At 57.0% G+C, this 26,230-nt stretch carries 23 protein-coding genes; 9 read left to right on the forward strand and 14 right to left on the reverse strand.

The features are described from left to right. Nucleotides 1-166 precede the first annotated feature (166 nt). The 6 genes from KHQ23_RS02985 to KHQ23_RS03010 are packed head-to-tail and all read right to left on the reverse strand — an operon-like array spanning nt 167 to nt 6,954. Entirely contained in the window at nt 167-1,531 is a 1,365-nt protein-coding gene (locus tag KHQ23_RS02985; RefSeq protein WP_002891473.1) for an aromatic acid/H+ symport family MFS transporter, read from the reverse strand. Nucleotides 1,532-1,541: 10 nt separating this feature from the next. Continuing rightward, on the reverse strand, nt 1,542-2,360 hold the full coding sequence (locus KHQ23_RS02990) for a sugar phosphate isomerase/epimerase (RefSeq protein ID WP_002891476.1): 819 nt from the start codon (nt 2,358-2,360) through the stop codon (nt 1,542-1,544). A 57-nt stretch (nt 2,361-2,417) separates the two neighbouring features. Then, nucleotides 2,418-4,115: an FAD-dependent oxidoreductase gene (locus tag KHQ23_RS02995; protein ID WP_004151339.1), complete on the reverse strand. Its 1,698-nt coding sequence runs from the start codon at nt 4,113-4,115 to the stop codon at nt 2,418-2,420. A 10-nt stretch (nt 4,116-4,125) separates the two neighbouring features. After that, nucleotides 4,126-4,446, reverse strand: a complete 321-nt coding sequence (locus KHQ23_RS03000) for an NIPSNAP family protein (RefSeq protein WP_002891541.1) — start codon at nt 4,444-4,446, stop codon at nt 4,126-4,128. 13 nt (nt 4,447-4,459) lie between these two features. Then, nucleotides 4,460-6,136, reverse strand: coding sequence for an FAD-dependent oxidoreductase (locus tag KHQ23_RS03005; protein ID WP_032434105.1), 1,677 nt, complete (start codon nt 6,134-6,136; stop codon nt 4,460-4,462). Beyond that, nucleotides 6,133-6,954: a shikimate dehydrogenase gene (locus tag KHQ23_RS03010; protein WP_032434106.1), complete on the reverse strand. Its 822-nt coding sequence runs from the start codon at nt 6,952-6,954 to the stop codon at nt 6,133-6,135. The genes KHQ23_RS03005 and KHQ23_RS03010 overlap by 4 nt, the downstream gene beginning before the upstream one ends. A gap of 152 nt (nt 6,955-7,106) precedes the next feature. Here KHQ23_RS03010 and KHQ23_RS03015 point away from each other — a divergent pair, with 152 nt between their 5' ends. Then, nucleotides 7,107-7,865: an IclR family transcriptional regulator C-terminal domain-containing protein gene (locus tag KHQ23_RS03015; protein WP_002891624.1), complete on the forward strand. Its 759-nt coding sequence runs from the start codon at nt 7,107-7,109 to the stop codon at nt 7,863-7,865. A gap of 39 nt (nt 7,866-7,904) precedes the next feature. Here KHQ23_RS03015 and KHQ23_RS03020 read toward each other — a convergent pair whose 3' ends face one another. The 8 genes from KHQ23_RS03020 to KHQ23_RS03055 all read right to left on the reverse strand — a co-directional run bounded on the left by KHQ23_RS03020 (nt 7,905) and on the right by KHQ23_RS03055 (nt 15,848). Next, the gene (locus KHQ23_RS03020) at nt 7,905-8,237 is read right to left on the reverse strand and encodes a hypothetical protein (RefSeq protein WP_004178748.1); all 333 of its coding nucleotides are present in this window, start codon (nt 8,235-8,237) and stop codon (nt 7,905-7,907) included. A gap of 249 nt (nt 8,238-8,486) precedes the next feature. After that, nucleotides 8,487-9,374 (reverse strand): heme o synthase, encoded by an 888-nt coding sequence (gene cyoE / locus KHQ23_RS03025; protein ID WP_002891629.1) that lies wholly within the window; start codon nt 9,372-9,374, stop codon nt 8,487-8,489. A gap of 11 nt (nt 9,375-9,385) precedes the next feature. Next, nucleotides 9,386-9,715 carry a cytochrome o ubiquinol oxidase subunit IV gene (locus KHQ23_RS03030; RefSeq protein WP_002891634.1) on the reverse strand — a complete coding sequence of 110 codons (330 nt, stop codon included), beginning with the start codon at nt 9,713-9,715 and terminating at the stop codon, nt 9,386-9,388. Then, nucleotides 9,715-10,326: a cytochrome o ubiquinol oxidase subunit III gene (locus tag KHQ23_RS03035; protein WP_002891635.1), complete on the reverse strand. Its 612-nt coding sequence runs from the start codon at nt 10,324-10,326 to the stop codon at nt 9,715-9,717. Before KHQ23_RS03035 ends, KHQ23_RS03030 begins: the two co-directional genes overlap by 1 nt. Further along, entirely contained in the window at nt 10,316-12,307 is a 1,992-nt protein-coding gene (gene cyoB / locus KHQ23_RS03040) for a cytochrome o ubiquinol oxidase subunit I (protein ID WP_002891638.1), read from the reverse strand. The genes KHQ23_RS03035 and cyoB overlap by 11 nt, the downstream gene beginning before the upstream one ends. Nucleotides 12,308-12,326: 19 nt before the next feature. Further along, nucleotides 12,327-13,271, reverse strand: coding sequence for a cytochrome o ubiquinol oxidase subunit II (gene cyoA / locus KHQ23_RS03045; RefSeq protein WP_002891641.1), 945 nt, complete (start codon nt 13,269-13,271; stop codon nt 12,327-12,329). A 479-nt stretch (nt 13,272-13,750) separates the two neighbouring features. Then, nucleotides 13,751-15,226 (reverse strand): muropeptide MFS transporter AmpG, encoded by a 1,476-nt coding sequence (gene ampG, locus KHQ23_RS03050; RefSeq protein ID WP_004178749.1) that lies wholly within the window; start codon nt 15,224-15,226, stop codon nt 13,751-13,753. Nucleotides 15,227-15,269: 43 nt separating this feature from the next. Further along, nucleotides 15,270-15,848 (reverse strand): lipoprotein, encoded by a 579-nt coding sequence (locus KHQ23_RS03055; protein WP_002891647.1) that lies wholly within the window; start codon nt 15,846-15,848, stop codon nt 15,270-15,272. A gap of 302 nt (nt 15,849-16,150) precedes the next feature. Here KHQ23_RS03055 and bolA point away from each other — a divergent pair, with 302 nt between their 5' ends. The 8 genes from bolA to KHQ23_RS03095 all read left to right on the forward strand — a co-directional run bounded on the left by bolA (nt 16,151) and on the right by KHQ23_RS03095 (nt 26,196). Beyond that, complete coding sequence (bolA, locus tag KHQ23_RS03060) at nt 16,151-16,468, forward strand: transcriptional regulator BolA (RefSeq protein ID WP_002891649.1); 318 nt, start codon at nt 16,151-16,153, stop codon at nt 16,466-16,468. Nucleotides 16,469-16,813: 345 nt separating this feature from the next. Continuing rightward, complete coding sequence (gene tig / locus KHQ23_RS03065; RefSeq protein WP_004147333.1) at nt 16,814-18,112, forward strand: trigger factor; 1,299 nt, start codon at nt 16,814-16,816, stop codon at nt 18,110-18,112. A gap of 309 nt (nt 18,113-18,421) precedes the next feature. Beyond that, a complete protein-coding gene (gene clpP / locus KHQ23_RS03070; RefSeq protein WP_002891804.1) occupies nt 18,422-19,045 on the forward strand; it encodes an ATP-dependent Clp endopeptidase proteolytic subunit ClpP in 624 nt (207 codons plus the stop codon). 250 nt (nt 19,046-19,295) lie between these two features. Continuing rightward, the gene (clpX, locus tag KHQ23_RS03075) at nt 19,296-20,570 is read left to right on the forward strand and encodes an ATP-dependent protease ATP-binding subunit ClpX (protein ID WP_002891807.1); all 1,275 of its coding nucleotides are present in this window, start codon (nt 19,296-19,298) and stop codon (nt 20,568-20,570) included. Nucleotides 20,571-20,753: 183 nt separating this feature from the next. Further along, nucleotides 20,754-23,108, forward strand: a complete 2,355-nt coding sequence (gene lon / locus KHQ23_RS03080; protein ID WP_004151336.1) for an endopeptidase La — start codon at nt 20,754-20,756, stop codon at nt 23,106-23,108. A 209-nt stretch (nt 23,109-23,317) separates the two neighbouring features. After that, nucleotides 23,318-23,590 carry a nucleoid-associated protein HU-beta gene (hupB, locus tag KHQ23_RS03085; protein ID WP_002444653.1) on the forward strand — a complete coding sequence of 91 codons (273 nt, stop codon included), beginning with the start codon at nt 23,318-23,320 and terminating at the stop codon, nt 23,588-23,590. Between the two features lie 214 nt (nt 23,591-23,804). After that, nucleotides 23,805-25,679: a peptidylprolyl isomerase gene (ppiD, locus tag KHQ23_RS03090; protein WP_004177252.1), complete on the forward strand. Its 1,875-nt coding sequence runs from the start codon at nt 23,805-23,807 to the stop codon at nt 25,677-25,679. A gap of 148 nt (nt 25,680-25,827) precedes the next feature. Then, nucleotides 25,828-26,196 (forward strand): helix-hairpin-helix domain-containing protein, encoded by a 369-nt coding sequence (locus KHQ23_RS03095; protein WP_004191677.1) that lies wholly within the window; start codon nt 25,828-25,830, stop codon nt 26,194-26,196. The last annotated feature ends 34 nt before the right edge of the window (nt 26,197-26,230 follow it).

Here is a 26,230-nt window from a genome sequence, read left to right on the forward strand (position 1 = left end):
TAGTTTCTTTTGCGCTTGGTTGAAAAGGTGAGGGCGGGATATCGCCTGCCGGAGTCGTCCAGATTATTGCGGGCGTTTTTTCGTTTCAACAAAATATGAAATAAATTTTCTTTATTAGCTGCTGAAGGCGGTGCAATCCGCCGATTGCACCGGGAACCAGATGCCGCTATGACGCTCCGCGCACAGACGCGGGGGAAGTTGAAGCGACGGGAGGATGACCGGCCGCAAAGATGCCCTTCGCCGCCAGGCCTGCGACGGTGAGGGCTGCCGGGATACCGAGGATCAAAAAGACGCTTTCAAAGGGCAGGTTGAGCGCCATCATCTCGGCGCCGGCAAAGGCGCTGAGAATGGCGCCGATGCGCCCGACGCCGTGCATCCAGCTGGATCCCGTCGCCCGCGCCTGTGTAGGGTAGTAGCGGGCGGAGAGGGCGTTCATGCCGGTATTCGCGCCGTTCAGGCAGGCGCCGCTGATAAACGCCAGCATACAGAGCAAGGCAAAGCTGCCCGCGGCGTAGCCCATCGCCATGGTGAACAGGCCGCCAACGGCGTAGATTATCCCCAGCGCGCGATGGGGGTTGATCCTGTCCATCAGCCAGCCGGCAAACAACGAGCCGAGGGTGCCGCCCGCCTGGTAAATCGCCGTCATGATGGCCGCCTGGCTAACGGTCATTCCTACCGCTTTAACCAGCGTTGGCAGCCAGCTGCCGAGGATATAGACCAGGAACAGCCCCATAAAGTAGACCAGCCATAGCATCAGCGAGCCGAAACCGTACTGGCGGGAGAGGACAATGCGCATCGCGTTGCCGGCCGCTGGCTGCGCCGGCAGGATAAACCTCACATTGTCGCTGATTTGTCCGGGATAGAGACGGTTAAGAATGGCGCGTATGCGCGCCGCGGGCGCTTGTTTGATCACCAGAAAACGAACCGATTCCGGCAGCAGCCAGATGAGCAGGGGGGCAAACAGCAGCGGCAGAATACCGCCGAGCGCCATCAGCGAGTGCCAGCCAAACTGGGGGATCAGCCACGATGCCGAAAATCCTCCCGCCGCCGCGCCGAAGGTGAAGCCGCAAAAGATGACGGTGATAATAAATGAACGCTGGCGTTCCGGGGCGTATTCCGACACCAGCGTCCCGATATTCGGCATCGCGGCGCCCAGCCCGAGGCCAGTCATAAAGCGAAAGAACATCATCTGTTCTACGTTGTGCGAGAAGGCGGTGGCGATGGTCCAGAAACCGAAGAAGAAAACGCTGTTGATGATGATTTTCTTACGTCCCAGCCAGTCGGCGAGCGGGCCGGAGAAAATCGCCCCCAGCGCGAGGCCGATCAGCGCGGCGCTGATCACCAGACCCAGCTGGTGGTTGCTTACCCCCCATTCCAGCTTTAGCGTCGGGGCGATAAAGCCCATGATCGCGATATCAAAACCATCGAGAGCGATGACGCAAAAGCCGAGAAATATAATTAGCTTCTGAAATCGGCTCAGCGGGTTACGATTTATTAACTCTCTGACATCCAGGCGTTGAGTCTGTGTCATAGCGTATTCCTTATGCGCAGGCGCGCAGGTAGGGCTGCGCGGCATCGAACAGTAACTGCGCCCGCTGAAGAGGCGGCAGGGCGCCTTGCTCGCCGTCAAGCGGCACTTCGAGAGAGACCGGCAGCGTCGCCGGCAGGGCCGACATTAGACCATGCAGATCCAGACCGCCTTCCCCCGGCACGTTGCGCGCCGAGCGGGCCTGGCGGATAAGTTCCTGCTCGCTCTCCGGCCTCTGCGCCGCGCCATCGCAGAGTTGCATATAGTTGAGATGATGCGCGGGCAGGCTGGAGAGGGCGGCGAGCGATTCTCCCGCGCGCCAGAAATGGAGAGCGTCCACCAGAATGCCGATGTCTTCCCGCCCGCTGGCGGCGATTAGTGCTTGCGCTGCGGCGATGTTGCGCAACTGGGTCCAGGGCATCGGCTCAAGATTCATGGTCAGCCCAAATGGACGACCGGCCGCGGCGAGGATGGCGAGGTTGTCAGCGCTGCGCTGAAGGTTGTCATCATTGCCGGCGACTAACACCTGTCCGGCGCCAAGACGCGCGGCGGTCTCCATAAAACGCTGCAGCCGATCGTCGAGGGTAAACCCGGGGGTCAGGCGGACGATCTCCACGTCCGACACGCGGATGCCAGTTTCCATCAACGCGGCGAGCGTCGCCCGGACGGCCGGGGTATCGCCCAGCATGTCGTAGTCCGGGTCGGTCGGTGTGGCGGGGAGCAGTCGCAGCCCAACGTGGGTAAAACCGGTTCTGGCCGCAATCCGCACCTGTTCGGGGGGAGGGACATCGAGCAGGGTCAGCGCGGCGAGCGATAGGGTACGCTTGTTCATAAAGGGCTCCGGTACAGTTGCAGGTGAAGAGAGTTAGGGTGCATCCATTCGTGGAAATCAAGTTATGTTATTGTTTATATTTGTTTTTTTTGTCAGGCCTTTACCCACCAGATAGCCGAAGGTCATGGCGGGCCCGAGGGTGATCCCTCCGCTGGGGTAATAGCCGCGCATCACGCTCGACATGTCGTTGCCGATGGCGTACAGGCCCGGTATCGGCAGCTGCTGTTCATCCAGCACCCGGGCGTGTTCGTCGGTTTGCAATCCGCTGAAGGTGCCCAGCGAGCCGGGCAGAATGCGCACCGCGTAGAACGGCCCTTCGCGCAGCGGTCCGAGCGTCACCTGATGGTCACCCTGGGCGCGGTTATAGGCTGATGCCCCGCGGTGAAAATCGACGTCTTCGCCAGCGCTGGCGAAGTGGTTAAAGCGTTCAACGGTTTCCGCCAGCGCATTGGCGTCGATAGCGCACTGCTTCGCCAGCTCCGCCAGGGTGTTTCCTCGCTGCAGATAGCCGGTACGCAGCCAGGCGGTGGGGGTGAACGGGAACGGTCTGGCGTGGCCCAGGCCGTAGCGACGCAGCGCGCGACGATCGGCCAGCAGCCAGGCCTGCGGCGTGTCGCCCGCGGGTGTGGCCGCCAGCAGGGCGGCGATAAAGTCATGATAAGAGTCGGCCTCGTTAACAAAACGTTTGCCGTTGGGCAGGACGGCGATCACCCCGGGTTTGGCGCGCTCCACCAGATGAGGAAACATTAGCTGCTGGCCGCTGGCCAGAGTGACGCGGGACACCGGCGCCCAGGCCAGCGGGTGGCGCAGGGAAGTGTCGAACTGGCCGCCGACGGATTCGCCAAGCCTGATCCCCTCGCCCTGATTGTCCGGCGGTGCGGCGGAGAAATGGCCGTAACCCTCCGCAGCGTGAGGCACCACCTGCGCCAGCCGCTGGCGATCGTGGGGAAAACCGCCGCAGGCCAGCACCACGGCGCCAGCTTCGACGTGAATCTCCCCGCCGTCGCTGCGCAGCACCGCGCCGGACACGCCCGGCGGACCCTGCAGCAGCCGGACCACCGGGGCATTGAGCTGAAAACGCACGCCGGCGTCGAGGGCGGATCGCAGCAGACGGGCGACCAGCGCATTGCCATTGACCAGATGCTGCCCCCGTCCGGCGCGTAGCCGCTGCCAGCCGTGGCGCAGCAGGCGGCGGGCAGCATACAGCGCGGAGCGCGGCGAGCGGGTGGCATTGAAAAAATGCGCCATATCCGCGCCGCCGGCGATGCCCATCCCGCCCAGGCTAATGGTCTCCAGCGGCGGACGCAGGCGATGGAGCCAGTCGCCGAGCAGGCGGCCATCGTAGGGTTGCGCGGTGACCGACCGCCCACCGTTCGCCGCACCCGGCGACGGGTGAAAGTCCGGCATGGCGCTGCCCGAGAGAAACTGCACCGCCGTCCGCTGATGGAAAAATTCCACCATCTCCGGCCCGTAACGCAGGAAGGTTTGCAGACGAATATCGGCGGCTTCGCCCCCCATCTCATGCTGCAGATAGGTCAGCGGCGCGTCGGCTGCTTCGTCGATGCCCTCCGCCCGCGCCAGCGGGTTGCGGGGGATCCACAGCCAGCCGCCGGACCAGGCGCTGGTTCCGCCGAGCACTGACGCTTTCTCCGCCACCATGACGCTGGCGCCGTGCATCGCCGCAGTCACCGCGGCAGAGAGCCCCGCGGCGCCGGAGCCGACCACCAGCACATCCACCTTCACAGGCCCGCTCATGTTGGACTCCTTACTGCAGAGGTGAAAAAGCGGTGGGGCGCATCAGCACCGACTCGAGGCGTTCCACGGCGGCCAGTTCGCGATTTTTGCGCGAGAAGGTCTGCCAGCGTTCGTCCTGGGCCATCCGCGCGCGGCGCACCAGACGATCGTCCAGGCTTTCATAAGCCCAGATATGCACTACCTGATTGACCACGCCGATCTCGGTAAAAAAGAAGCCGATTAGCTGGCCGAGATGGTCGGTTTGCACCGCCAGGGCATCGCTTTGGTACAGCGCCAGCCAGTCGGCCATTTTCAGCGGATTGATGGTGTACGTGCGTTTTTCGTAGATCATGATGTTTTCCTGATTAGTGGGTGGAGCGTTGTGCCAGATGGCAGGCGGCGAGATAGCCAAACGTCAGCCCCGGGCCGAGGGTGATGCCGGGGCCCGGATAGGTGCCGGCCATCAGCGAATCCATGTCGTTTCCCACCGCGTACAGCCCCGGGATGGGGTTTCCTTGGGTATTGACGACCTGGGCATCGGCGGTGGTGACCAGGCCCCGTGAGGTCCCCAGATCGCCGGTATAAAGTTTGATGGCATAGAACGGCGCGCTGAGCAGGGGGGCATTACAGGCGTCAGGCTGATGGCCCGGATCGCCCATCGCCCGGTTATAGCTGTTGCCGCCTTTAGCAAATTCCCGATCTACGCCCTGCGCGGCGTCACGGTTGTAGCGGGCTACCGTCTCGCTCAGGGTTTGGGCATCCAGACCAAGCTGTTGCGCCAGCGCGGCCAGGGTATCGGCTTTGTGCAGATAGCCAGCGGCGACCAGGGCGTCATTATTGACCGGCGCCGGGCGCGCCAGCCCGAGGCCATAACGCTTCATCGCCTGGGCGTCGCAGAGTAAAAAACAGGGGGCATTTTCCGCTGCATCCTGCATTGCGCTGGCGAAATGGTGATAGGAGCTGGACTCGTTGACGAAGCGTACCGCCCGCTGATTGACGGCAATCACGCCCGGTTTTGCGCGATCGGTTACCAGATGGGGGAAGCGCTCCTCGCTGCCGTCGGCCCGGGTCAGCACCGATACCGGCGCCCAGAAAAAGTTGGAGGCCCGATCGGCTCCCTCGCGAGCGTTAAGCGCCGCCGCGAGATGCAGCGCGGCGCCATCGTTGGCCGGCGGCGACATGGTGAAATGCTCGCGGGTGTGCGGCCGATAGCGCGCCGCCAGCGCGCCCGCGGCGAAGCCGCCTGCGGCCAGCACCACCCCGCGGCGGGCGTGCAGCGTCTCTCTTTGCCCCTGATACTCAATCTCCACCCCGCGGACCGCGCCTTGCGCTTCGCACAGCGTCAGAACATTGACATTCAGCCGCAGGTTCATGCCTTTACGCAGCGCCGTAGTCGCCATGCGGGCAATCAGCGCATTGCCCATCGCCAGGCGGGTACCGCGAGGGTACTTCACCCGGTCGCGGGCATAGCGCAGCAGCAGCCGGGTGCAATGGGCCAGGGAGCGCAGCGAGCGGCGCATGTCGAGAAAATGTTGAATATCGACGCGGTTGACCATCATCCCGCCAAACAGCAGCATCCCCGGCGGCGGTGAACGCAGGTCGCGAAACGCGTCCCCCAGTTCACGGCCGTCATACTCCACCACCTCCAGCGCACGACCGACGTCGACTGCGCCGGGTTCATCCGGATAGTAATCGGGCGAGAGCGGACGCAGGCTGTACTTTACTGCCCCCTCACGCTCGAGAAAGGCCAGCGCCTCCCGCCCGGCGCTGACAAACGCTTCGGCAAGATCTTCTCGGTACTGGCCCTCGCCGATAATGGTTCGCAGGTAGGTTTTCATCGCCTCGGCGCTACCGCTTTTGCCCTCGGCGCGCGCCTGGTCGGTATCGTGCAGCCACACGGCGCCGCCGGAGATGGCCGAGGTGCCGCCGAACTGGCCGGCTTTCTCCAGCATCAGCACCGACAGCCCTTTACAGCAGGCGGTGACCGCGGCGGCAAAACCGGCCGCGCCGCTGCCGATGACGATCACATCCCAGCTCTTCATGCCGCCGCTCCCTGCGCCTGCGGGATGGCGCCGATAAACTGGCCCATCAGCCTCATCTGCGCCAGCGCCATTTCCGGCCCGGTCTGTACTTTACAACCACGTGCGGCGGCGAAAGTGAGCAACGGCGTCATCACCGGGGCGGTGACAACGTCGGCCACATGAGTGGTGCTGTCGAGCGTATCCAGCAGCGCCTGCGGTAGAGGCAGCTCATCAAATCCGGCCATGCCGGCCGGTGAGCCATTAACCAGTAGATCGAGGCCGTAAAGGGTGTCTGGCAGCGCGCTCAGTTGCACCGCCGGAAAGGCCTCAGCCAGAAGGTCATGCAGGCGCTGCCGGGTGGCCGGGGTTTGATCGTGCAGGGCCAGCCGACGGATCCCCGCCTCGCACAGTCCCCAGGCGATGGCGCTGCCGACGCCGCCGCAACCGGAGAGCATCGCCTGCTTACCTGCCGGCTGAAAACCCTGCGCCTCGGCGGCGAGCTGAAAGCCGACGCCGTCCAGCATATCGCCCTGCAGGCGGCCATCCGCCAGCTTGCGGATCACATTGACGGCGTTGAGTCGGCGGGCGCGCGGCGTGAGGTCGTCGACCAGCGCGGCGGCGCGTTGTTTATGCGGCACCGTCACCAGCACGCCGGTCATGTTCTGCCAGCCGCGCAGGGCGTTGAGGTAGGCGGCCACCGCGTCCGGGACGATATCCACCGGGATCATAATGCTGTCCATGTGCTGTTCGGCAAAGTAGCGGTTGAAGTTATCTGGCGATTTCACCTGGGCGATCGGATGACCAATCACGGCGACAACCTGGGTAGTTCCACTGACCATTTCAAACCTCATTTGTTAAATGAATGTTGTGAAAGTATTTCAGTGGAAGCTGGGAGCGACAACGCAGAATTCGGACATGTCGGTTGTTAATCGCACGAACGCTGCGATAATCGCAGGAAATCGATAATGATGTTGCAAAAATGTGAGCGAATATGCAAAACACCATTCATCCACGCGATCTGATCGTCGGTTTACAAAAAGGGCTGGCGCTAATTCAGCTTTTTTCCAAAACCTGCCCAAAGCTCACCGTCGCCCAGACGGCGAAAATGAGCGGCCTGACGCAAAGCGCCGCGCGACGTTTTCTGCTGACGCTCCTGCATGAGCGCTATCTGCAAACCGACGGGCGCTATTACTGGCTTACCCCAAAGACGCTGCGGCTTGGCCAGGCCTATGTCGATTCGGCGCAGTTTCCTCGCATGGTACGGCCGATTGTCGAATACATCGCCAGCCGGACCGAAGAGCACGCCTCGGTGGGGGTGGTGGATGAAGATGAACTGGTCTATATCGCCCGCAGTCGGCATACGCCGTTCAACTCTACGTCGGTGCGGCTTGGGGAGCGGGTGCCCATTTTCTGTACCGCCGGGGGGCGACTGTGGCTGGCTTCGCTGCCGGAAGCAGAGTGTGAGACCGTCCTGCAGCGCATAACCCGGGAACAACGTACCCCCTATACGGTGACCGATATCGCGTCGCTGATGGAGAAAATCGCCCAGGTACGGCGCCAGGGATACGCCACCATTGAGCAGGAGTTTGAGATTGGCATGCTGGTGCTGGCGGTGCCGTTAACCGACAGGGAAGGGACCTGGTGGGGGGCGCTGAGTCTGACCAGTCATCAATCGCGCACTTCGCTGGAAGCGTTATGCCGCGATCACCTCGATCTGCTCTACAGCGCGCAGGCGATGCTGGTGGGTTAAACAGGGCAGCCAGTGGCGCTGCCCTAAGATAGACGTCGCTTAGGCCGACGCTTTGGTCAGAAAGGTGTTCCAGTCGCTGGCCGCGTTATTCACGAAAGTATTCCAGCTGTTGCCGGCGGTGTTAACAAAGCTTCCCCAGTTTTCCTTTCCGGCGGTCACAAAGGTTTCCCAGTTTGACTGTCCGGTCAGGAAGGAACCAAACGCCATCGCGCTGTCGCCGACGAAGGAGGCAAATGCGGTGCCGGAGGTCAGAACAAAAGAGGTGAAGCCGACGCCAGAGTTGGCGACAAAGCTGGCGAAGCCGCTGGCTGCGCCGAACAGATTAAAGCCACCGGAGATATACTCCATTTCGTTCAGTGTTAACTCTTTCATTGCAATTCCTTGTAGTGATTATTTCCCAAAGGGGCAAGAGCCCCGGCGAAAGGTAGCATCGCAGGACCGTGCGGCGCGAGTGATGCCCGATGCGTACTGGCTCAATTTTTCCTCATTTTTTGATATGAAAGATAGCGGGAAAGCGACGGGGGAGGGGAGGGAAGTATGAAATGAGAAAGAAAGCGATGATGAAACAGGAAAGAAAAAGCCCCGTAAATACGGGGCTTTAGATCGTACGGGAGTGCGTAATTATCTCACGTAAGCCAGCAGACTATGTGAATCCGGCACCATAAAGTCAACGGACATCATCACGGACAGCGCGGTGATGGCGACGATAGAAAAGACGAACAGCTTACGCGCCCAGACTTTATCATCGGCCACTTTATAGCCACGCAGCGCCATGCCCAGCCACCAGACGCTGACCGCTGCCGCCACGACCAGGTATTTATACCCGGCGTAGCCGCCCAGCGAGAGCATCAGGGTTGCCACGGCAAAGGCGACGATGTACAGCGTAATATGGTTTTTGGCGACCGAAATGCCTTTCACCACCGGCAGCACCGGAATATTCGCCGCCTGATAATCCTTAAAGCGGAAAATCGCGATGGCGTAGGAGTGAGGCATCTGCCACAGGCTAAAGATAGCCAGCAGGATCGCCGCACCGCTGTCGAAATCACCGGTGACCGCGCAGTAGCCAATCACCGGCGGCGCAGCGCCGGAGAGTGAGCCAATCAGCGTGCCGTAGACGGAGTGGCGTTTCATGTACAGGCTGTAGACGCCGACATAAACCACGAACCCCATCACCCCCAGCCAGCAGGCCAGCGGGTTAGCGCCGAACCACAGCAGCATGAAGCCAGCAATACCCAGCAAGGTGGCGTACACCAGCGAAGCTTCTGGCGAGATCAGCCCTTTGACCAGCACCCGGTTTTTCGTCCGTTCCATCTTACGATCGATGTCCCGGTCGATGTAGTTGTTGAATACACAACCCGAGGCGACCACCAGGGATACTCCAAGGAGCGTCCAGACGAACAGCGGATAGTCGATGTGGCCTTTGGAGGCCAGCAGGAAACCGCCGATCACGGAGATCAGGTTGCCAAAAATAATGCCTGGTTTCGTTACTTGCAGGTATTGCTTAAACATACTCGCCGCTCTTAGTGCATCATCATGTTGTAGTTCAGGTTCCACATAATCCAGATGGAGCCGACAACCACGATCGCAATGATGATTACGGTGAAGATAAATGCGGTCAGGTTCCAACCTTCATCGGACTTGCTGTTCATATGCAGGAAGTACACGAGGTGTACCACGATCTGCACCACAGCGGTCACCAGAATGGTGCCAAGGATAACCGCATGCGAGGCGGAGCCACTCATCACCATGGCGAACGGAATGACCGTCAGGATGATGGACAGGATAAATCCTGTCATGTAGCTCTTCACGCTGCCGTGAGAAGCGCCGCTATGATCGGTAGAATGACTCATTACATCGCCCCCATCAGATAGACAACCGAGAACACGCAGATCCACACGACGTCCAGGAAGTGCCAGAACAGGCTCAGGCACAGGATACGCGTGCGGTTAGTGCTGGTCAGGCCACGACGTGAAACCTGGAACATCAGCACCGCCATCCAGATAAGACCGGAGGTCACGTGCAGACCGTGGGTGCCGACCAGCGCGAAGAACGCGGACAGGAAGCCACTACGATCCGGACCAAAGCCTTCCATGATCAGGTGATGGAATTCATAGATTTCCATCCCGATGAATCCGGCGCCAAACAACCAGGTCAACGCCAGCCAGGAAACCACCTGGCTTTTGTTGTTCTTGTACATGGCGATAGCCGCCATGCCGTAGGTGATGGAGCTGAACAGCAGCAGTGCGGTTTCAACCAGAACGAACGGCAGTTCAAAAATATCTTTGCCCGTCGGTCCGCCGGCCGTGCCGTTCACCAGAACGGCATAGGTAGCAAACAGCGTAGCGAAGATAATGCAGTCGCTCATCAGGTAGATCCAGAAACCGAATACCTTCATCGGTCCTGTATCATGGTGCCCGTGTTCATGCGCGTGGGCAGTATGCGCAAGAGTATCAGTTGCCATTTTTCAGCCCTGCTTTGTTAATCTCATCGAAATGCTGTTTTTCCAGTTTTTCGACTTCTGCAACCGGTACGTAGTAATCCACGTCCTCGTCAAAGCTCTTAATAATCCAGGTCGCTACGATGCCGATGAAGCTGGCGATCGCCATCCACCAGATATGCCAGATCATGGCGAAACCAAATACCGTAGCGAAGGCGGCAATCACGATGCCGGCGCCGCTGTTTTTCGGCATATGAATTTCTTCATAGTGAGCAGGCTGTTTGTACGCTTCACCTTTCTCTTTCATTTCCCAGAAGGCATCACGTTCGTGAACCTGAGGAACGATAGCGAAGTTGTAGAACGGCGGTGGAGAAGAGGTTGCCCACTCCAGCGTACGGCCACCCCACGGGTCACCGGTCAGGTCACGGTTCTGATCGCGGTCGCGAATAGACACGTAGAACTGAATCAGCTGGCACAGAATACCGCAGGCGATCAGCGCTGCACCGCAAGCTGCAATAACCAGCATCGGGTGGAACTGCGGATCGATCTGCTGGCTCAGACGACGGGTCATACCCATGAAGCCCAGCACGTACAGCGGCATAAACGCTACGAAGAAGCCGATGATCCAGAACCAGAAAGCGCGTTTGCCCCAGGTTTCGTTCAGGGTGAAGCCAAAGGCTTTCGGCCACCAGTAGGTCAGACCTGCGAAGCAACCGAACACTACGCCGCCGATGATAACGTTATGGAAGTGCGCAATCAGGAACAGGCTGTTGTGCAGAACGAAGTCCGCGCCCGGTACCGCCAGCAGCACGCCGGTCATCCCACCTACGGAGAAGGTCACGATAAAGCCGATAGTCCACATCATCGCCGAGTTGAAGACGATGCGACCCTGATACATGGTGAACAGCCAGTTGAAGATCTTAACCCCGGTCGGGATCGCGATAATCATGGTAGTAATACCGAAGAAGGCGTTTACGTTCGCGCCAGCACCCATGGTGAAGAAGTGGTGTAGCCAAACGATGAACGACAGAACGGTAATACAGACGGTTGCCCATACCAGAGAGGTGTAACCGAACAGACGCTTACGCGAGAAGGTCGCGGCGATTTCGGAGAAGACCCCGAACACCGGCAGAACCAGGATGTACACTTCCGGGTGACCCCAGGCCCAAATCAGGTTGATGTACATCATCATGTTGCCACCCATATCGTTGGTAAAGAAATGGGTGCCCAGGTAACGATCCAGGGTCAGCAGCGCGATGGTGACGGTCAGAATTGGGAACGAGGCGATAATCAGGATGTTAGCGCACAGAGATGCCCAGGAGAATACTGGCATCTTGAACATGGTCATGCCCGGGGCGCGCATCTTGATAATGGTCACGAAGAAGTTAATACCGGTCAGGGTAGTACCGATACCGGAGAGCTGCAGCGCCCAAATCCAGTAATCAACCCCTACGCCAGGACTGTACTCAATTCCCGACAGCGGCGGATAGGCCAGCCAACCGGTCTGCGCGAACTCACCAACGCCCAGAGACAGGTTAACCAGAATCACGCCCACAACGGTGAACCAGAAGCTCAGGTTGTTGAGGAACGGGAAGGCTACGTCGCGCGCGCCGAGCTGAAGCGGAACCACCAGGTTCATCAGACCGATAACAAACGGCATCGCCACGAAGAAGATCATGATAACGCCGTGGGCGGTAAAGATCTGATCGTAGTGATGAGGCGGCAGGAAGCCGGCTTCCCCGGCCGAAGCCAGCACCTGCTGGCTACGCATCATGATGGCGTCAGCAAAGCCACGCAGCAGCATGACGATTGCCACGATAACGTACATGATACCGAGACGTTTGTGGTCGACAGAAGTCAGCCACTCGTTCCATAGGTAGGACCACTTACCGAAGTAAGTGATGGCTGCCAGAAGCGCCAGTCCCCCAATGATAATCGCAGCCACCGTTACCACGATAATAGGTTCGTGGTAGGGCACTGCATCCAGTGTAAGTTTTCCGAACATCGTTTTCTTCCTCGGCCCCTTAGTGAGCGGTTTCCGCGTGGCTCATGTCCATGCCTTCCATCCCGTCGTGAGCAGCGTGCTCGCCTTCAGGTTTAGACATGTTCATGCTCTCGTGAGACATGAATTTGTTCACAACATCTTTGAACAGATCCGGTTTCACGTTAGAGAAATATTCCACTTTGTTGTATTCGCTAGGCACAGCCACTTTCTCGAACGCGGCCATGGAGTCCATGGAGTTCGGAGACTGTTTGGCTTTTGCAACCCACTGATCGAAAGTCGCCCGATCCGGGGTGGCAATCGCTTTGAACTTCATACCTGAGAAGCCCGGGCCACTGTAGCTAGCGGAGATACCGTCATAAGTACCAGCTTCGTCAGCAATGAGGTGCAGCTGAGTCTGCATACCGGCCATTGCATAAATCTGGCTACCTAAGCGCGGAATAAAGAACGAGTTCATCACCGAGTTAGAGGTCACTTTGAAGTGTACCGGTACGTTCGCCGGGAAGGCGATTTCGTTAACGGTAGCAATACCCTGTTCCGGATAGATAAAGAACCATTTCCAGTCCATCGATACGACTTCGATGGTGATTGGCTTCTCGTCATGGACAAGCGGTTTGCTTGGCTCCAGTGCGTGAGTGGTTTTCCAGGTCAGAACGGCCAGGAACAGGATGATCAGAATAGGTACCGTCCAGACCACAGCTTCCACTTTGTTGGAGTGTGACCAGTTCGGGCTATACTTCGCATCTTTATTGCTCGCGCGATACTTCCAGGCAAATCCTACTGCCATCAAGACGGCGGGAATAACGACAATCATCATCAGGCCGAAGGCCGTCAGAATCAAAGAGCGTTGCTCCAGTCCAATCTGTCCTTTTGGGTCAAGGAGTGCAGAATCACAACCACTGAGTAATACAGTACCTGCGATTAATGACATCCATCCCAAACTTTTATTGTATTTCCTGAGTCTCATTGAACGACCTCAATTCCACGGGATCTGGTGGCGTTTAAAGTGTATGGGCATTTTACGGTAAGGTTGCATTACTGTAAACATGATTGGATCTCTGTCAGTTCTGTGTTAGCGGCTTCTGCTTGGTTTGTCACATATGTAACGTAGTGTTACTTAATCGCTTGCAAAGCCTGATTTTCGCGGGATTGATAACGAAAGGGATAAGAAAAGGAGTGCTTAGCGGCTAATGGGCATAACCACCCATAAATTAGAACAATTGTTTAACATTTAATTATCAAATAAAAGACATTGTGAAAACGAAAAATAAAATCCCCGGAGCTGAATCGGTTAAATTATTTAAAGAATCGAACGAAAACTGTCAATAATTTCCAGAAATCAAAAACGCACAAAACAACAAATAGCGCGGCGGACAATATAAAAGCGTTAATAAGCCGTTATAATTACGTTTCGTAATTACAACGGCTAATAATGATGCTGGATCCTTAAATCAGGCGGGTTTTACGCAGCGCCAGATAGTCAAGCAGGCCGCCGAACAAAATCCCGCCGACGGCGGTGAGCGCGGCAACCTCCAGCAGGCCGGACAGGAAGGAGAACGACGTATAATCCAGCGCGTTGAGGATCAGCAGCGCCAGCCACACCGCGAGCAGCAGGCAGCCCAGAGTCAGGATCCCCAGCGCCAGCGCATAGGCCTGCGGGAACTCGCTACGCGGCATAAAGCTTGCGGTGCGTTGGGTATGCTCAAGCGTTTGCCGGCACAGCAGCAATAGGGCAATCCCCGGCACCGCCGCAACGACAGAGAAGAGATAGAAGGTCGACCAGCCGTGAGCCTCGACAAACCAGCCGGCAATCGGCCCAACGTATACGCGACCGACCGCAGAGAGCGCCGAGAGCAGCGCGAACTGGGTGGCGGAGAACGACTTATTACATAGCGTCATCAGCAGCGCGACAAATGCCGCCGTCCCCATTCCCCCGCACAGGTTTTCAAAGAATACCGCGGTCGCCATGGAATAGAGGTGCTTATCGGTAATCGACAGCAGCCAGTAGCCGGCGTTAGAGACCCCCTGCAGCAAACCGAAAATGAGCAGTGCCCGAAACAGCGTCAGCCGCTGCATCAGGACGCCGCCGTACAGGGCGCCGAGAATGGTGGCGAACAGGCCTAAGGTTTTGTTCACCATTCCCACTTCGCCAGCGTCAAATCCCACGCCGCGGATCAGGAAGGTGGTGGTCAGGCTCATGGCAAACGCATCGCCAAGCTTATAAAGGACGATGAGCAGCAGAATCAGCCAGGCGTTGTTGCGGCCGAAAAAATCGCGCAGCGGTTCGGCTACCGCCTGCTCGAGCGATCTGGGAACCGGGATAACGTCGCTCGGTTCGGGCGCCAGCAGCGTGGCGATGATGCAGGGCACCAGCAGCGCCGCCATCAGCCAGTACATCCCCTGCCAGCCGAGATAGCGGTCGGCAAGCCACAGGGCCAGTCCACCTGAGACCAGCATCCCCAGGCGATAGCCCAGCACGCTGATCGCGGCGCCGGCGCCACGCTCTTCTGCTGGCAACACGTCGGTTTTCCAGGCGTCGAACACAATATCCTGCGACGCCGAGCAGAAGGCGATCACCACCGCCAGCGCCGCCATCCAGCGTAATTGGGTTACCGGCTCAAGAAAGCCCATCGCCGCGATCGCCAGCAGGAGTAATACCTGGGTGGTCAACAGCCAGCCGCGACGACGCCCAAGAAACGGCGGCGTGTAGCGGTCCATCAGCGGGGACCAGAGGAATTTAAAGACATAGGCCTGGCCGACGAGCGAGAAAAAACCGATCGTTTTCAGATCGATATTTTCCACCGTCATCCAGGCCTGCAGGGTACCGGAGGTGAGGGCCAGCGGCAGACCGGAGGCGAAGCCAAGGATCAGCAAAATGGCTGATTTCGGCTGCTGAAAAATGCGTAAGTAATGACTGGACATAGCATAAAGCACGAACCCGGCGGAGGCCGGGTTCGCGATAGCATTAACGCGCGTTTTGCTTGATGAAATCGTGGATGCTGGTGTCCTGCGCCATATCGGCGATGGTATCGGTCAGGACGCTGTTGACGGCATCAGCGATGTTTTTGTTCGAGGCCTGGAAGGCGCCTTCAACGGAGTAGCTGGCGCGGTAGTTTTTGGTCATTTTCGTGCCGTTTGCCGCGGTGGCGATGATGGCGATATCGGCTTTGGTGGCGATGTTATAGCGCACGTTACCCTGAGAGACGTCAGCATAGAGTTTGTTGACGATGATCTGCAGATCGACCGCGCCGTTCGGGCCAATCATGTAGCCGCGAGACGTCATCTGTTTCTCCAGCACTTCCTGCAGCAGGAAGCGCAGATCGCGGGAGGCGGTGAGAGTGACCAGCTGATTATCACGCGTCACTTTCGCCAGCGCCTGGTCCGGACGCTGATCGGCGCCGTTGATGCTGACGGTCACGCCCATCAGGCTTGGATCCTGCTGCGGCAGCGTGATTTTCGGCGATACTTCAATGGTGGTCGGCGGCGTGGCGCATCCTGCCAGCATAAACATGGCGACCAACGGGAAAAGAATCTTCTTAAGCATGTTCAGGTCTCAACGCATGGTGTTGTTATAAGGAAAATTACCGCCATCATAGCATTGCCAACGGCAAGGGGAAGTGGCAACGCGTGTAAATCCATCGTGCTGGCGGTTTTCTGAGCGTCCCGCCACGGTTAATGGCTCGTTCCCCGACGGATCTGGCGACCAGAGCCAGTAAACGTGATACTTTTGAATGAAAATATCAGAACAATGCTAATTTTTTGTTGTTTTCTCCTAATGGAAGCGGTAAAAGCGGCTAACATTTAAATGGAGTGGCGGCATCTCAGCGTTGTCGGAGGAGAAAATTCATGATGATACGTGAACAGATCGAAGCAAAACTTAGAGCAGCGTTCGACCCGATGTATCTCGAAGTCGTGGATGAAAGTTATCGTCACAACGTCCCTGCGGGCTCTGAAAGTCATTTTAAAGTGGTGTTAGTGAGCGATCGCTTCACTGGCGAGCGTTTCCTCAATCGCCACCGTATGATCTACGGCACGCTAACCGAGGAGCTGTCGAATACGGTGCATGCCCTGGCGCTGCACACCTACACGATTAAAGAATGGGAAGCATTACAGGATACGGTATTTGCTTCGCCGCCGTGCCGCGGCGCAGGGAGTATCGCTTAGAAATCCCATTTGCAACCGCTGGCGCTTTTCCAGTATGTTGCTTGCAGATTTAGCAAAAACGGCCTACGGGCCGTTTTGTTTTGCCTGGAAAATGCGCAAAGTCAGCGCTTTTGCGGGCAAATTTGAGCGGGAAATGTGAAAAATGCCGCAGCATCAGGCGACAACCGTTCTCGACTCACAAAAGTGATGCCGCTATAATGCCGCGTCTTATATATGAATGTCTTCGGGATGATTCTGACGACAGGGAATGTGTTTCTGATTTGAAGAGGGCATCCCGGTTCTGCGAAGCCACCTACACGCGCTTCCAGAGTTGACCGAGCACTGTGATTTTTTTGAGGTAACAAGATGCAAGTTTCAGTTGAAACCACTCAGGGCCTTGGGCGCCGTGTAACGATTACTATCGCCGCTGACAGCATCGAGAATGCTGTCAAAAGCGAGCTGGTCAACGTAGCGAAAAAAGTTCGCATTGACGGCTTCCGTAAAGGCAAAGTGCCGATGAATATTGTTGCTCAGCGCTATGGCGCTTCCGTTCGCCAGGACGTGCTGGGCGACCTGATGAGCCGTCATTTCGTTGACGCGATCATCAAAGAAAAAATCAATCCGGCCGGCGCGCCGAACTACGTTCCGGGCGAATACAAACTGGGCGAAGACTTCACCTACGCGGTAGAGTTCGAAGTGTATCCGGAAGTTGAACTGCAGGGTCTGGACGCGATCGAAGTTGAAAAACCGGTTGTTGAAGTCACCGACGCTGACGTTGATACCATGCTGGAAACTCTGCGCAAGCAGCAGGCGACCTGGAAAGAAAAAGAAGGCGCGGTTGACGCTGAAGATCGCGTAACCATCGACTTCACCGGTTCTGTTGACGGCGAAGAGTTCGAAGGCGGCAAAGCCTCTGACTTCGTACTGGCGATGGGCCAGGGTCGCATGATCCCGGGCTTCGAAGACGGTATCAAAGGCCACAAAGCGGGTGAAGAGTTCACCATCGACGTGACCTTCCCGGAAGAGTACCACGCAGAAAACCTGAAAGGTAAAGCGGCTAAGTTCGTTATCAACCTGAAGAAAGTCGAAGAGCGTGAACTGCCTGAGCTGACCGAAGAGTTCATCAAACGTTTCGGCGTGGAAGATGGTTCCGTCGCTGGCCTGCGCGCTGAAGTGCGTAAAAATATGGAACGCGAGCTGAAAGGCGCTGTGCGTAACCGCGTGAAGTCTCAGGCTATCGAAGGTCTGGTTAAAGCCAACGAGATCGACGTTCCGGCTGCCCTGATCGACAGCGAAATCGACGTGCTGCGTCGTCAGGCTGCTCAGCGTTTCGGCGGCAACGAGAAACAGGCTCTGGAACTGCCGCGCGAGCTGTTCGAAGAGCAGGCTAAACGTCGCGTCGTTGTTGGTCTGCTGCTGGGCGAAGTGATCCGCACCAACGAGCTGAAAGCTGACGAAGAGCGCGTAAAAGCCCTGATCGAAGAGATGGCTTCTGCGTACGAAGATCCGTCTGAAGTCGTTGAGTTCTACAGCAAGAACAAAGAGCTGATGGACAACATGCGCAACGTGGCGCTGGAAGAGCAGGCTGTTGAAGCCGTGCTGGCGAAAGCCAAAGTGTCTGAAAAAGCCACTTCCTTCAACGAACTGATGAACCAGCAGGCGTAATTTCGCCGCTATCGTTTAAGGTTCGAGCAAAAACCCGTTGCCGAAAGGCGGCGGGTTTTTTTTTAAGATAATGATAGCCACAGGCACGGTGCGAAAACGCATTAACCATGATAGCGTTACAGCAAAAGCTTGTTATGCTTGAAATATGGCAACACCATCCCCATTACCGGGGGAGGCAACTGCATCCGCAATCGCACGCGTATTGAAGAGGCGGTGACGCATTCAGCGGATAGAAACTGTGGCTGATAATCCGTCCGTAAGGTTACAATCAGTGCAGCAGGTATTTTAAAATTACTCCAGGAGACGGAAATGTCATACAGTGGCGAACGAGACAACTTTGCACCCCATATGGCCCTGGTGCCGATGGTCATTGAACAGACCTCACGCGGTGAACGTTCTTTTGATATCTACTCCCGTCTGCTTAAGGAACGCGTCATTTTTCTGACCGGCCAGGTCGAAGACCACATGGCAAACCTGATCGTGGCGCAGATGCTGTTTCTGGAAGCGGAAAACCCGGAAAAAGACATTTACCTGTACATTAACTCTCCGGGCGGGGTAATCACCGCCGGGATGTCGATTTATGACACCATGCAGTTCATCAAGCCGGATGTCAGCACCATCTGTATGGGGCAGGCCGCTTCTATGGGCGCGTTCCTGCTGACCGCCGGGGCGAAAGGCAAGCGCTTCTGCCTGCCGAACTCCCGCGTGATGATCCACCAGCCGCTGGGCGGCTATCAGGGACAGGCGACGGATATTGAGATCCACGCCCGTGAAATCCTGAAGGTGAAAGGACGCATGAATGAGCTGATGGCGCATCATACCGGCCAGTCTCTTGAGCAGATTGAGCGTGACACCGAGCGTGACCGCTTCCTGTCTGCTGCGGAAGCCGTGGAGTACGGGCTGGTCGACTCTATTTTGACCCATCGTAATTGATGCCCAAGGCGCAAGGGTGCCGCTTTACGCTTCATCCTTCTCGCCACGTCTGTGCGAGCGGCTGGCTTTTATTCGGCCGCTTGTCTGGCAGGCTTGCGGCCGGTGGCTTCGCTACCGGCTCGATGTAGCGCGAAGGATTTTGTGTATATACTAATGAAGGGCGGCATAACGCTATATGGCGGCTTGCGCCTGAGAATGGCATTTGCGTCGTCGTGTGCGGCACAAAGAACTTAAAAAGAGGTTTGGACTCATGACAGATAAACGCAAAGATGGATCGGGCAAATTGTTGTATTGCTCTTTTTGCGGCAAAAGCCAGCATGAAGTGCGTAAGCTGATCGCCGGGCCATCCGTGTATATCTGCGACGAATGCGTTGATTTATGTAACGACATCATTCGCGAAGAGATTAAAGAAGTGGCGCCGCACCGCGAGCGCAGCGCGCTGCCGACGCCGCACGAGATTCGCCACCACCTTGATGACTACGTCATCGGTCAGGAACAGGCGAAGAAGGTGTTGGCGGTCGCGGTATACAACCACTACAAGCGTCTGCGCAATGGCGATACCAGCAATGGCGTAGAGCTGGGTAAAAGCAACATCCTGCTGATCGGGCCGACCGGTTCCGGTAAAACGCTGCTGGCGGAAACGCTGGCGCGCCTGCTGGATGTGCCGTTTACCATGGCGGACGCCACCACCCTGACCGAAGCGGGTTATGTGGGTGAGGACGTCGAAAATATCATTCAGAAACTGCTGCAGAAGTGCGATTACGACGTGCAGAAAGCGCAGCGCGGCATCGTTTATATCGACGAAATCGACAAAATTTCGCGTAAATCCGATAACCCGTCGATTACGCGCGACGTCTCAGGCGAAGGCGTGCAGCAGGCGCTGCTGAAGCTTATCGAAGGGACCGTTGCCGCCGTTCCGCCGCAGGGCGGGCGTAAACATCCGCAGCAGGAGTTCCTGCAGGTTGATACCTCCAAGATCCTGTTTATCTGCGGCGGCGCGTTCGCTGGCCTGGACAAAGTGATTTCCCACCGTGTGGAAACCGGCTCCGGCATTGGTTTTGGCGCGACGGTAAAAGCGAAGTCCGACAAAGCGAGCGAAGGGGAACTGCTGGCTCAGGTCGAGCCGGAAGATCTGATCAAGTTTGGTCTGATCCCGGAGTTCATCGGCCGTCTGCCGGTAGTGGCGACCCTGAACGAGCTGAGCGAAGAAGCCCTGATCCAGATCCTGAAAGAGCCGAAAAACGCCCTGACCAAGCAGTATCAGGCGCTGTTTAGCCTTGAAGGCGCAGAGCTCGAATTCCGCGACGAAGCGCTGGACGCTATCGCCAAGAAAGCGATGGCGCGTAAAACCGGCGCCCGTGGCCTGCGCTCAATTGTGGAAGCGGCGCTGCTGGATACCATGTATGACCTGCCTTCGATGGAAGATGTCGAAAAAGTGGTCATTGATGAGTCGGTTATCGCCGGTCAGAGCAAACCGCTGCTGATCTACGGCAAACCGGAAGCTCAGCAGGCATCTGGTGAATAATTAACCATTTCACTCAAGCAGTTAACAAAAAGGGGGGATTTTATCTCCCCTTTTATTTTTCCTGCATTCCCGCCGTTGAATGTGTGGAATACATCCCCATATACTGGATTACATATTAACGACGATGCAGTGGAGTGTAGCGTCGTCGGCTACCTGGCGGACTTTAAACTAAGAGAGAGCTCTATGAATCCTGAGCGTTCTGAACGCATTGAAATCCCCGTATTGCCATTGCGCGATGTGGTGGTTTATCCGCACATGGTCATACCCCTGTTCGTAGGGCGGGAAAAATCTATCCGTTGCCTCGAAGCGGCCATGGACCATGATAAAAAAATCATGCTGGTTGCGCAGAAAGAAGCGTCGACGGATGAGCCGGGTGTAAACGATCTTTTCACCGTTGGAACCGTGGCGTCTATTTTGCAGATGCTGAAGCTGCCGGACGGCACCGTGAAGGTGCTGGTCGAAGGGCTGCAGCGTGCTCGCATTTCTGCGCTGTCTGATAATGGCGAGCATTTCTCGGCGAAAGCGGAGTATCTCGACTCGCCGGCGATTGACGAACGCGAGCAGGAAGTGCTGGTTCGCACCGCTATCAGCCAGTTTGAAGGCTATATCAAGCTGAACAAGAAGATCCCACCGGAAGTGCTGACGTCGCTGAACAGCATCGACGATCCGGCGCGCCTGGCGGATACCATCGCGGCGCACATGCCGCTGAAGCTGGCTGACAAGCAGTCTGTGCTTGAGATGTCCGACGTTAACGAACGTCTGGAATATCTGATGGCGATGATGGAATCGGAAATCGATCTGCTGCAGGTTGAGAAGCGCATTCGCAACCGCGTCAAAAAGCAGATGGAGAAATCTCAGCGCGAGTACTATCTGAACGAGCAAATGAAAGCGATTCAGAAAGAACTCGGCGAGATGGACGACGCCCCGGACGAAAACGAAGCGCTGAAGCGTAAGATCGACGCGGCGAAAATGCCGAAAGAGGCGAAAGAAAAAACCGAAGCGGAACTGCAGAAGCTGAAGATGATGTCGCCGATGTCAGCGGAAGCGACAGTCGTGCGTGGCTACATCGACTGGATGGTGCAGGTGCCGTGGAATGCGCGCAGTAAGGTCAAAAAAGACCTGCGTCAGGCCCAGGAGATCCTCGATACCGATCACTATGGCCTGGAGCGCGTGAAGGATCGCATCCTTGAATATCTCGCGGTGCAGAGCCGGGTGAACAAAATCAAGGGGCCAATCCTTTGTCTGGTGGGACCGCCGGGGGTAGGTAAAACCTCGCTGGGTCAATCCATCGCCAAAGCGACCGGACGGAAATACGTTCGTATGGCGCTTGGCGGCGTGCGCGATGAAGCGGAAATCCGCGGTCATCGTCGGACCTACATTGGCTCGATGCCGGGCAAACTGATCCAGAAAATGGCGAAAGTGGGGGTCAAAAACCCGCTGTTCCTGTTGGACGAGATCGACAAAATGTCTTCCGACATGCGCGGCGACCCGGCTTCCGCGTTGCTTGAGGTGCTGGATCCGGAACAGAACGTGGCCTTTAACGACCACTATCTGGAAGTGGATTACGATCTCAGCGACGTGATGTTCGTGGCGACTTCCAACTCCATGAACATTCCGGCGCCGCTGTTGGACCGTATGGAAGTGATTCGTCTCTCCGGCTATACCGAAGATGAAAAACTGAACATCGCCAAACGTCATCTGCTGCCGAAGCAGATCGAACGTAACGCGCTGAAGAAAGGCGAGCTGACCGTCGACGATAGCGCCATTATCGGCATTATTCGTTACTACACGCGGGAAGCGGGGGTACGTAGCCTGGAGCGTGAAATCTCCAAGCTGTGCCGCAAGGCCGTTAAGCAACTGCTGCTGGATAAATCGCTGAAACACATCGAAATTAACGGTGAGAATCTGCATGATTATCTCGGCGTACAGCGCTTCGACTATGGCCGCGCCGATAGTGAGAACCGCGTCGGTCAGGTGACCGGTCTGGCGTGGACGGAAGTGGGCGGCGATCTGCTGACCATCGAAACCGCCTGCGTGCCGGGCAAAGGCAAGCTGACCTACACCGGCTCGCTGGGCGAGGTGATGCAGGAGTCGATTCAGGCTGCGCTGACGGTGGTACGTTCGCGGGCTGACAAGCTGGGCATTAACGCCGACTTCTACGAGAAGCGTGACATTCACGTGCACGTGCCGGAAGGGGCGACGCCTAAGGATGGTCCGAGCGCGGGTATTGCCATGTGCACGGCGCTGGTCTCCTGCCTGACCGGTAACCCGGTACGCGCTGATGTGGCGATGACCGGTGAAATTACTCTGCGTGGTCAGGTGCTGCCGATCGGCGGTCTGAAGGAAAAACTGCTGGCGGCGCATCGCGGCGGCATTAAGACTGTTCTGATTCCTGATGAGAACAAACGCGACCTTGAAGAAATTCCGGATAACGTTATCGCCGATTTGGATATCCATCCGGTGAAACGAATCGAGGAAGTTCTGACACTTGCGCTGCAGAACGAACCGTTCGGCATGCAGGTTGTGACCGCGAAATAGTGATTCTGCGCAAATTGCGCTAATAAAAATAGGGCTGGTAAGTCATTTCGGACTTGCCAGCCTTTTTTTGTGTAGCTAACTTAGATCGCTGGCAGGGGGGTCATCGACAACTGCTGTTGTAAGGGCATGACAGTCCTGATATAACTGCTGCGCGGTCGCACTATGAAGGACTCAGGTGCGATATAAATTATAAAGAGAGGAAGAGAACAGTGAATAAATCTCAACTGATTGACAAAATTGCTGCGGGTGCGGACATTTCTAAAGCTGCAGCTGGACGTGCGTTAGATGCTTTAATCGCTTCTGTTACTGAATCTCTGCAGGCTGGGGATGACGTTGCGCTGGTAGGTTTTGGTACCTTTGCTGTTAAAGAACGTGCCGCCCGTACTGGTCGCAACCCGCAAACAGGTAAAGAAATTACTATCGCTGCCGCAAAAGTGCCGGGCTTCCGTGCTGGTAAAGCGCTGAAAGACGCGGTGAACTGATCGGCTTTCCCGTCAGGGAATGTGACGAAGTACAAGGGCGCATCGTGAGATGTGCCTTTTTTATTGTCTTTTCAGACCACTTTATGTGTGTTTATCGCCACTTGTGGGCTGACAATCACCCTGTTTTCTTGTCAAAATACGTCCTCACGCGCGGCGGCCATCACGTGCTATGCTGCGCGAGCTAAAGTCATCTACAGCGGAGCGTTGTTACACCATGATGGACAACCTACGCACGGCCGCCAACAGCGTCGTGCTCAAGATTATTTTCGGTATCATTATCGTCTCGTTCATTTTGACCGGGGTGAGTGGTTACCTGATTGGCGGTGGCAAAAACTATGCCGCAAAAGTGAATGGCCAGGAGATTGGCCGTGGGCAGTTTGAAAACGCCGTCGCCAGCGAACGTAACCGTATGCAGCAGCAGCTTGGCGATCAATTCTCCGAGCTGGCGGCGAACGAAAACTACATGAAAACCATGCGCCAGCAGGTGCTGAACCGCCTGATCGATGAGTCGCTTCTGGATCAGTATGCCCGCGAGCTGGGCCTCAGCATCAGCGATGAGCAGGTGAAGCAGGCGATCTTCCAGACTCAGGCGTTCCAGACGAACGGTAAGTTCGACAACCAGCGTTTCAGCGGTATTGTCGCCCAGATGGGGATGACCACCGATCAGTACGCCCAGGCGCTGCGTAACCAGCTGACCACGCAGCAGCTGATTAACGCCATTGCGGGTACCGACTTCATGCTGCCGGGCGAGTCCGATCAGCTGGCGGCGCTGGTATCTCAACAGCGGGTGGTCCGCGAAGCGACCATCAACGTAAATGCCCTGGCGGCAAAACAGACCGCCAGCGATGAGGAAATCAACGCCTTCTGGCAGCAGAATCAGGCCCGTTTTATGGCGCCGGAGCAGTTCCGCGTCAGCTACATCAAAATGGATGCCGCCAGCATGCAGGAGAGCGCCTCTGACGAAGAGATTCAGTCATGGTACGACCAGCACAAGGATCAGTTCACTCAGCCGCAGCGCAACCGCTACAGCGTGATTCAGACCAAAACTGAAGCCGATGCGAAAGCGGTACTGGCCGAGCTGCAAAAAGGAGCGGACTTCGCCACGCTGGCGAAAGAAAAATCGACCGATATTATCTCTGCCCGCAACGGTGGCGATATGGGGTGGATGGAAGATGCCTCTACCGTGCCTGAGTTGAAAGATGCCGGGCTGAAAGAGAAAGGCCAGCTGTCTGGCGTGATCAAATCCTCGGTTGGCTTCCTGGTAGCTCGTCTGGACGACGTCCAGCCGGCGCAAGTGAAGCCGCTGGCTGACGTGCGTAATGACATTGCGGCGAAAGTGAAGCAGGAAAAAGCGTTGGATGCTTACTACGCGCTGCAGCAGAAGGTGAGCGATGCGGCCAGCAACGATAATGAATCGCTGGCGAGCGCAGCGCAGGTCGCCGGGCTGAAGGTCGTAGAAACCGGCTGGTTTGGCCGCGATAACCTGCCGGAGGAGCTGAACTTTAAACCGGTCGCTGACGCTATTTTCAACGGCGGTCTGGTGGGTGAGAACGGCGCGCCGGGCAGCAACTCCGATATCATTACCGTTGACGGCGATCGCGCTTTTGTTCTGCGCATTAGCGAACACAAAGCCGAGGCGGTGAAGCCGCTTGCCGAAGTGAAGGCACAGGTTAGCGATATCGTTAAGCACAATAAAGCGGAGCAGCAGGCGAAACTGGAGGCCGACAAGCTGCTGGCGGCGCTGAAAGACGGCAAAGGCGATGAAGCGATGAAGGCGGCTGGCCTGAGCTTTGGCGCGCCGCAGACGCTTTCTCGTACCGGCCAGGATCCGCTGAGCCAGCTGGCATTTACCCTGCCGCTGCCGCAGCAGGGTAAACCGGTCTACGGCGTGGGCAGCAATATGCAAGGCGATGTGGTGCTGGTAGCGCTGGATGAGGTGAAAGCCGGCAGCATGCCGGAAGAGCAGAAGAAGGCCATGGTTCAGGGGATCACCCAGAACAATGCCCAAATCGCTTTCGAAGCGCTGATGAGCAACCTGCGCAAGGCGGCGAAAATTAAGCTCGGCGACAGCATCGACCAGCAGCAGTAATTTCGCGTCGTCTCGCAAAAATGAGCAACACGATGTAATCCTCAAGGGCCGCTTTCGCGGCCCTTTCCATTTCTGTGATTTGCCTTTTGTCGACTATCCGCACTGACGCTATCGTGACCTTGCTGTCTACACACAAGGAGATATCAGCATGAAATATGGAATAAAAGCACTGATGGCCGCGGGCGTTCTGGTTTTTGCGGTAGGGGTACAGGGGGCGCTGGCGGCACCCGCCAGCGGCAAAGCGGCAGTGAATAAAGAAAATGTGCAGGCGTCCTCTTCGGCGAAGGCGGAAGCGGTGCCCGGCGAGGCCGACAACGGGGCGACAAAGGTCAGCATTAACCGCGCCAGCGCCGAACAGCTGGCGCAGGCGTTGAATGGCGTAGGATTGAAAAAAGCCCAGGCCATTGTCAGCTACCGCGAAGAGTACGGGCCGTTCAAAACCCTCGATGATCTGAAGCAGGTCCCGGGAATGGGGAGCGCGTTGGTGGAGCGCAATTTAGCCCATCTGACGCTGTAAATTTTATGCCAGACCTTGCACAGCGGTGATTTTT

This window comes from Klebsiella sp. 64 (genome assembly GCF_018223915.1).
In the GTDB taxonomy this organism is placed as follows: domain Bacteria; phylum Pseudomonadota; class Gammaproteobacteria; order Enterobacterales; family Enterobacteriaceae; genus Klebsiella; species Klebsiella pneumoniae.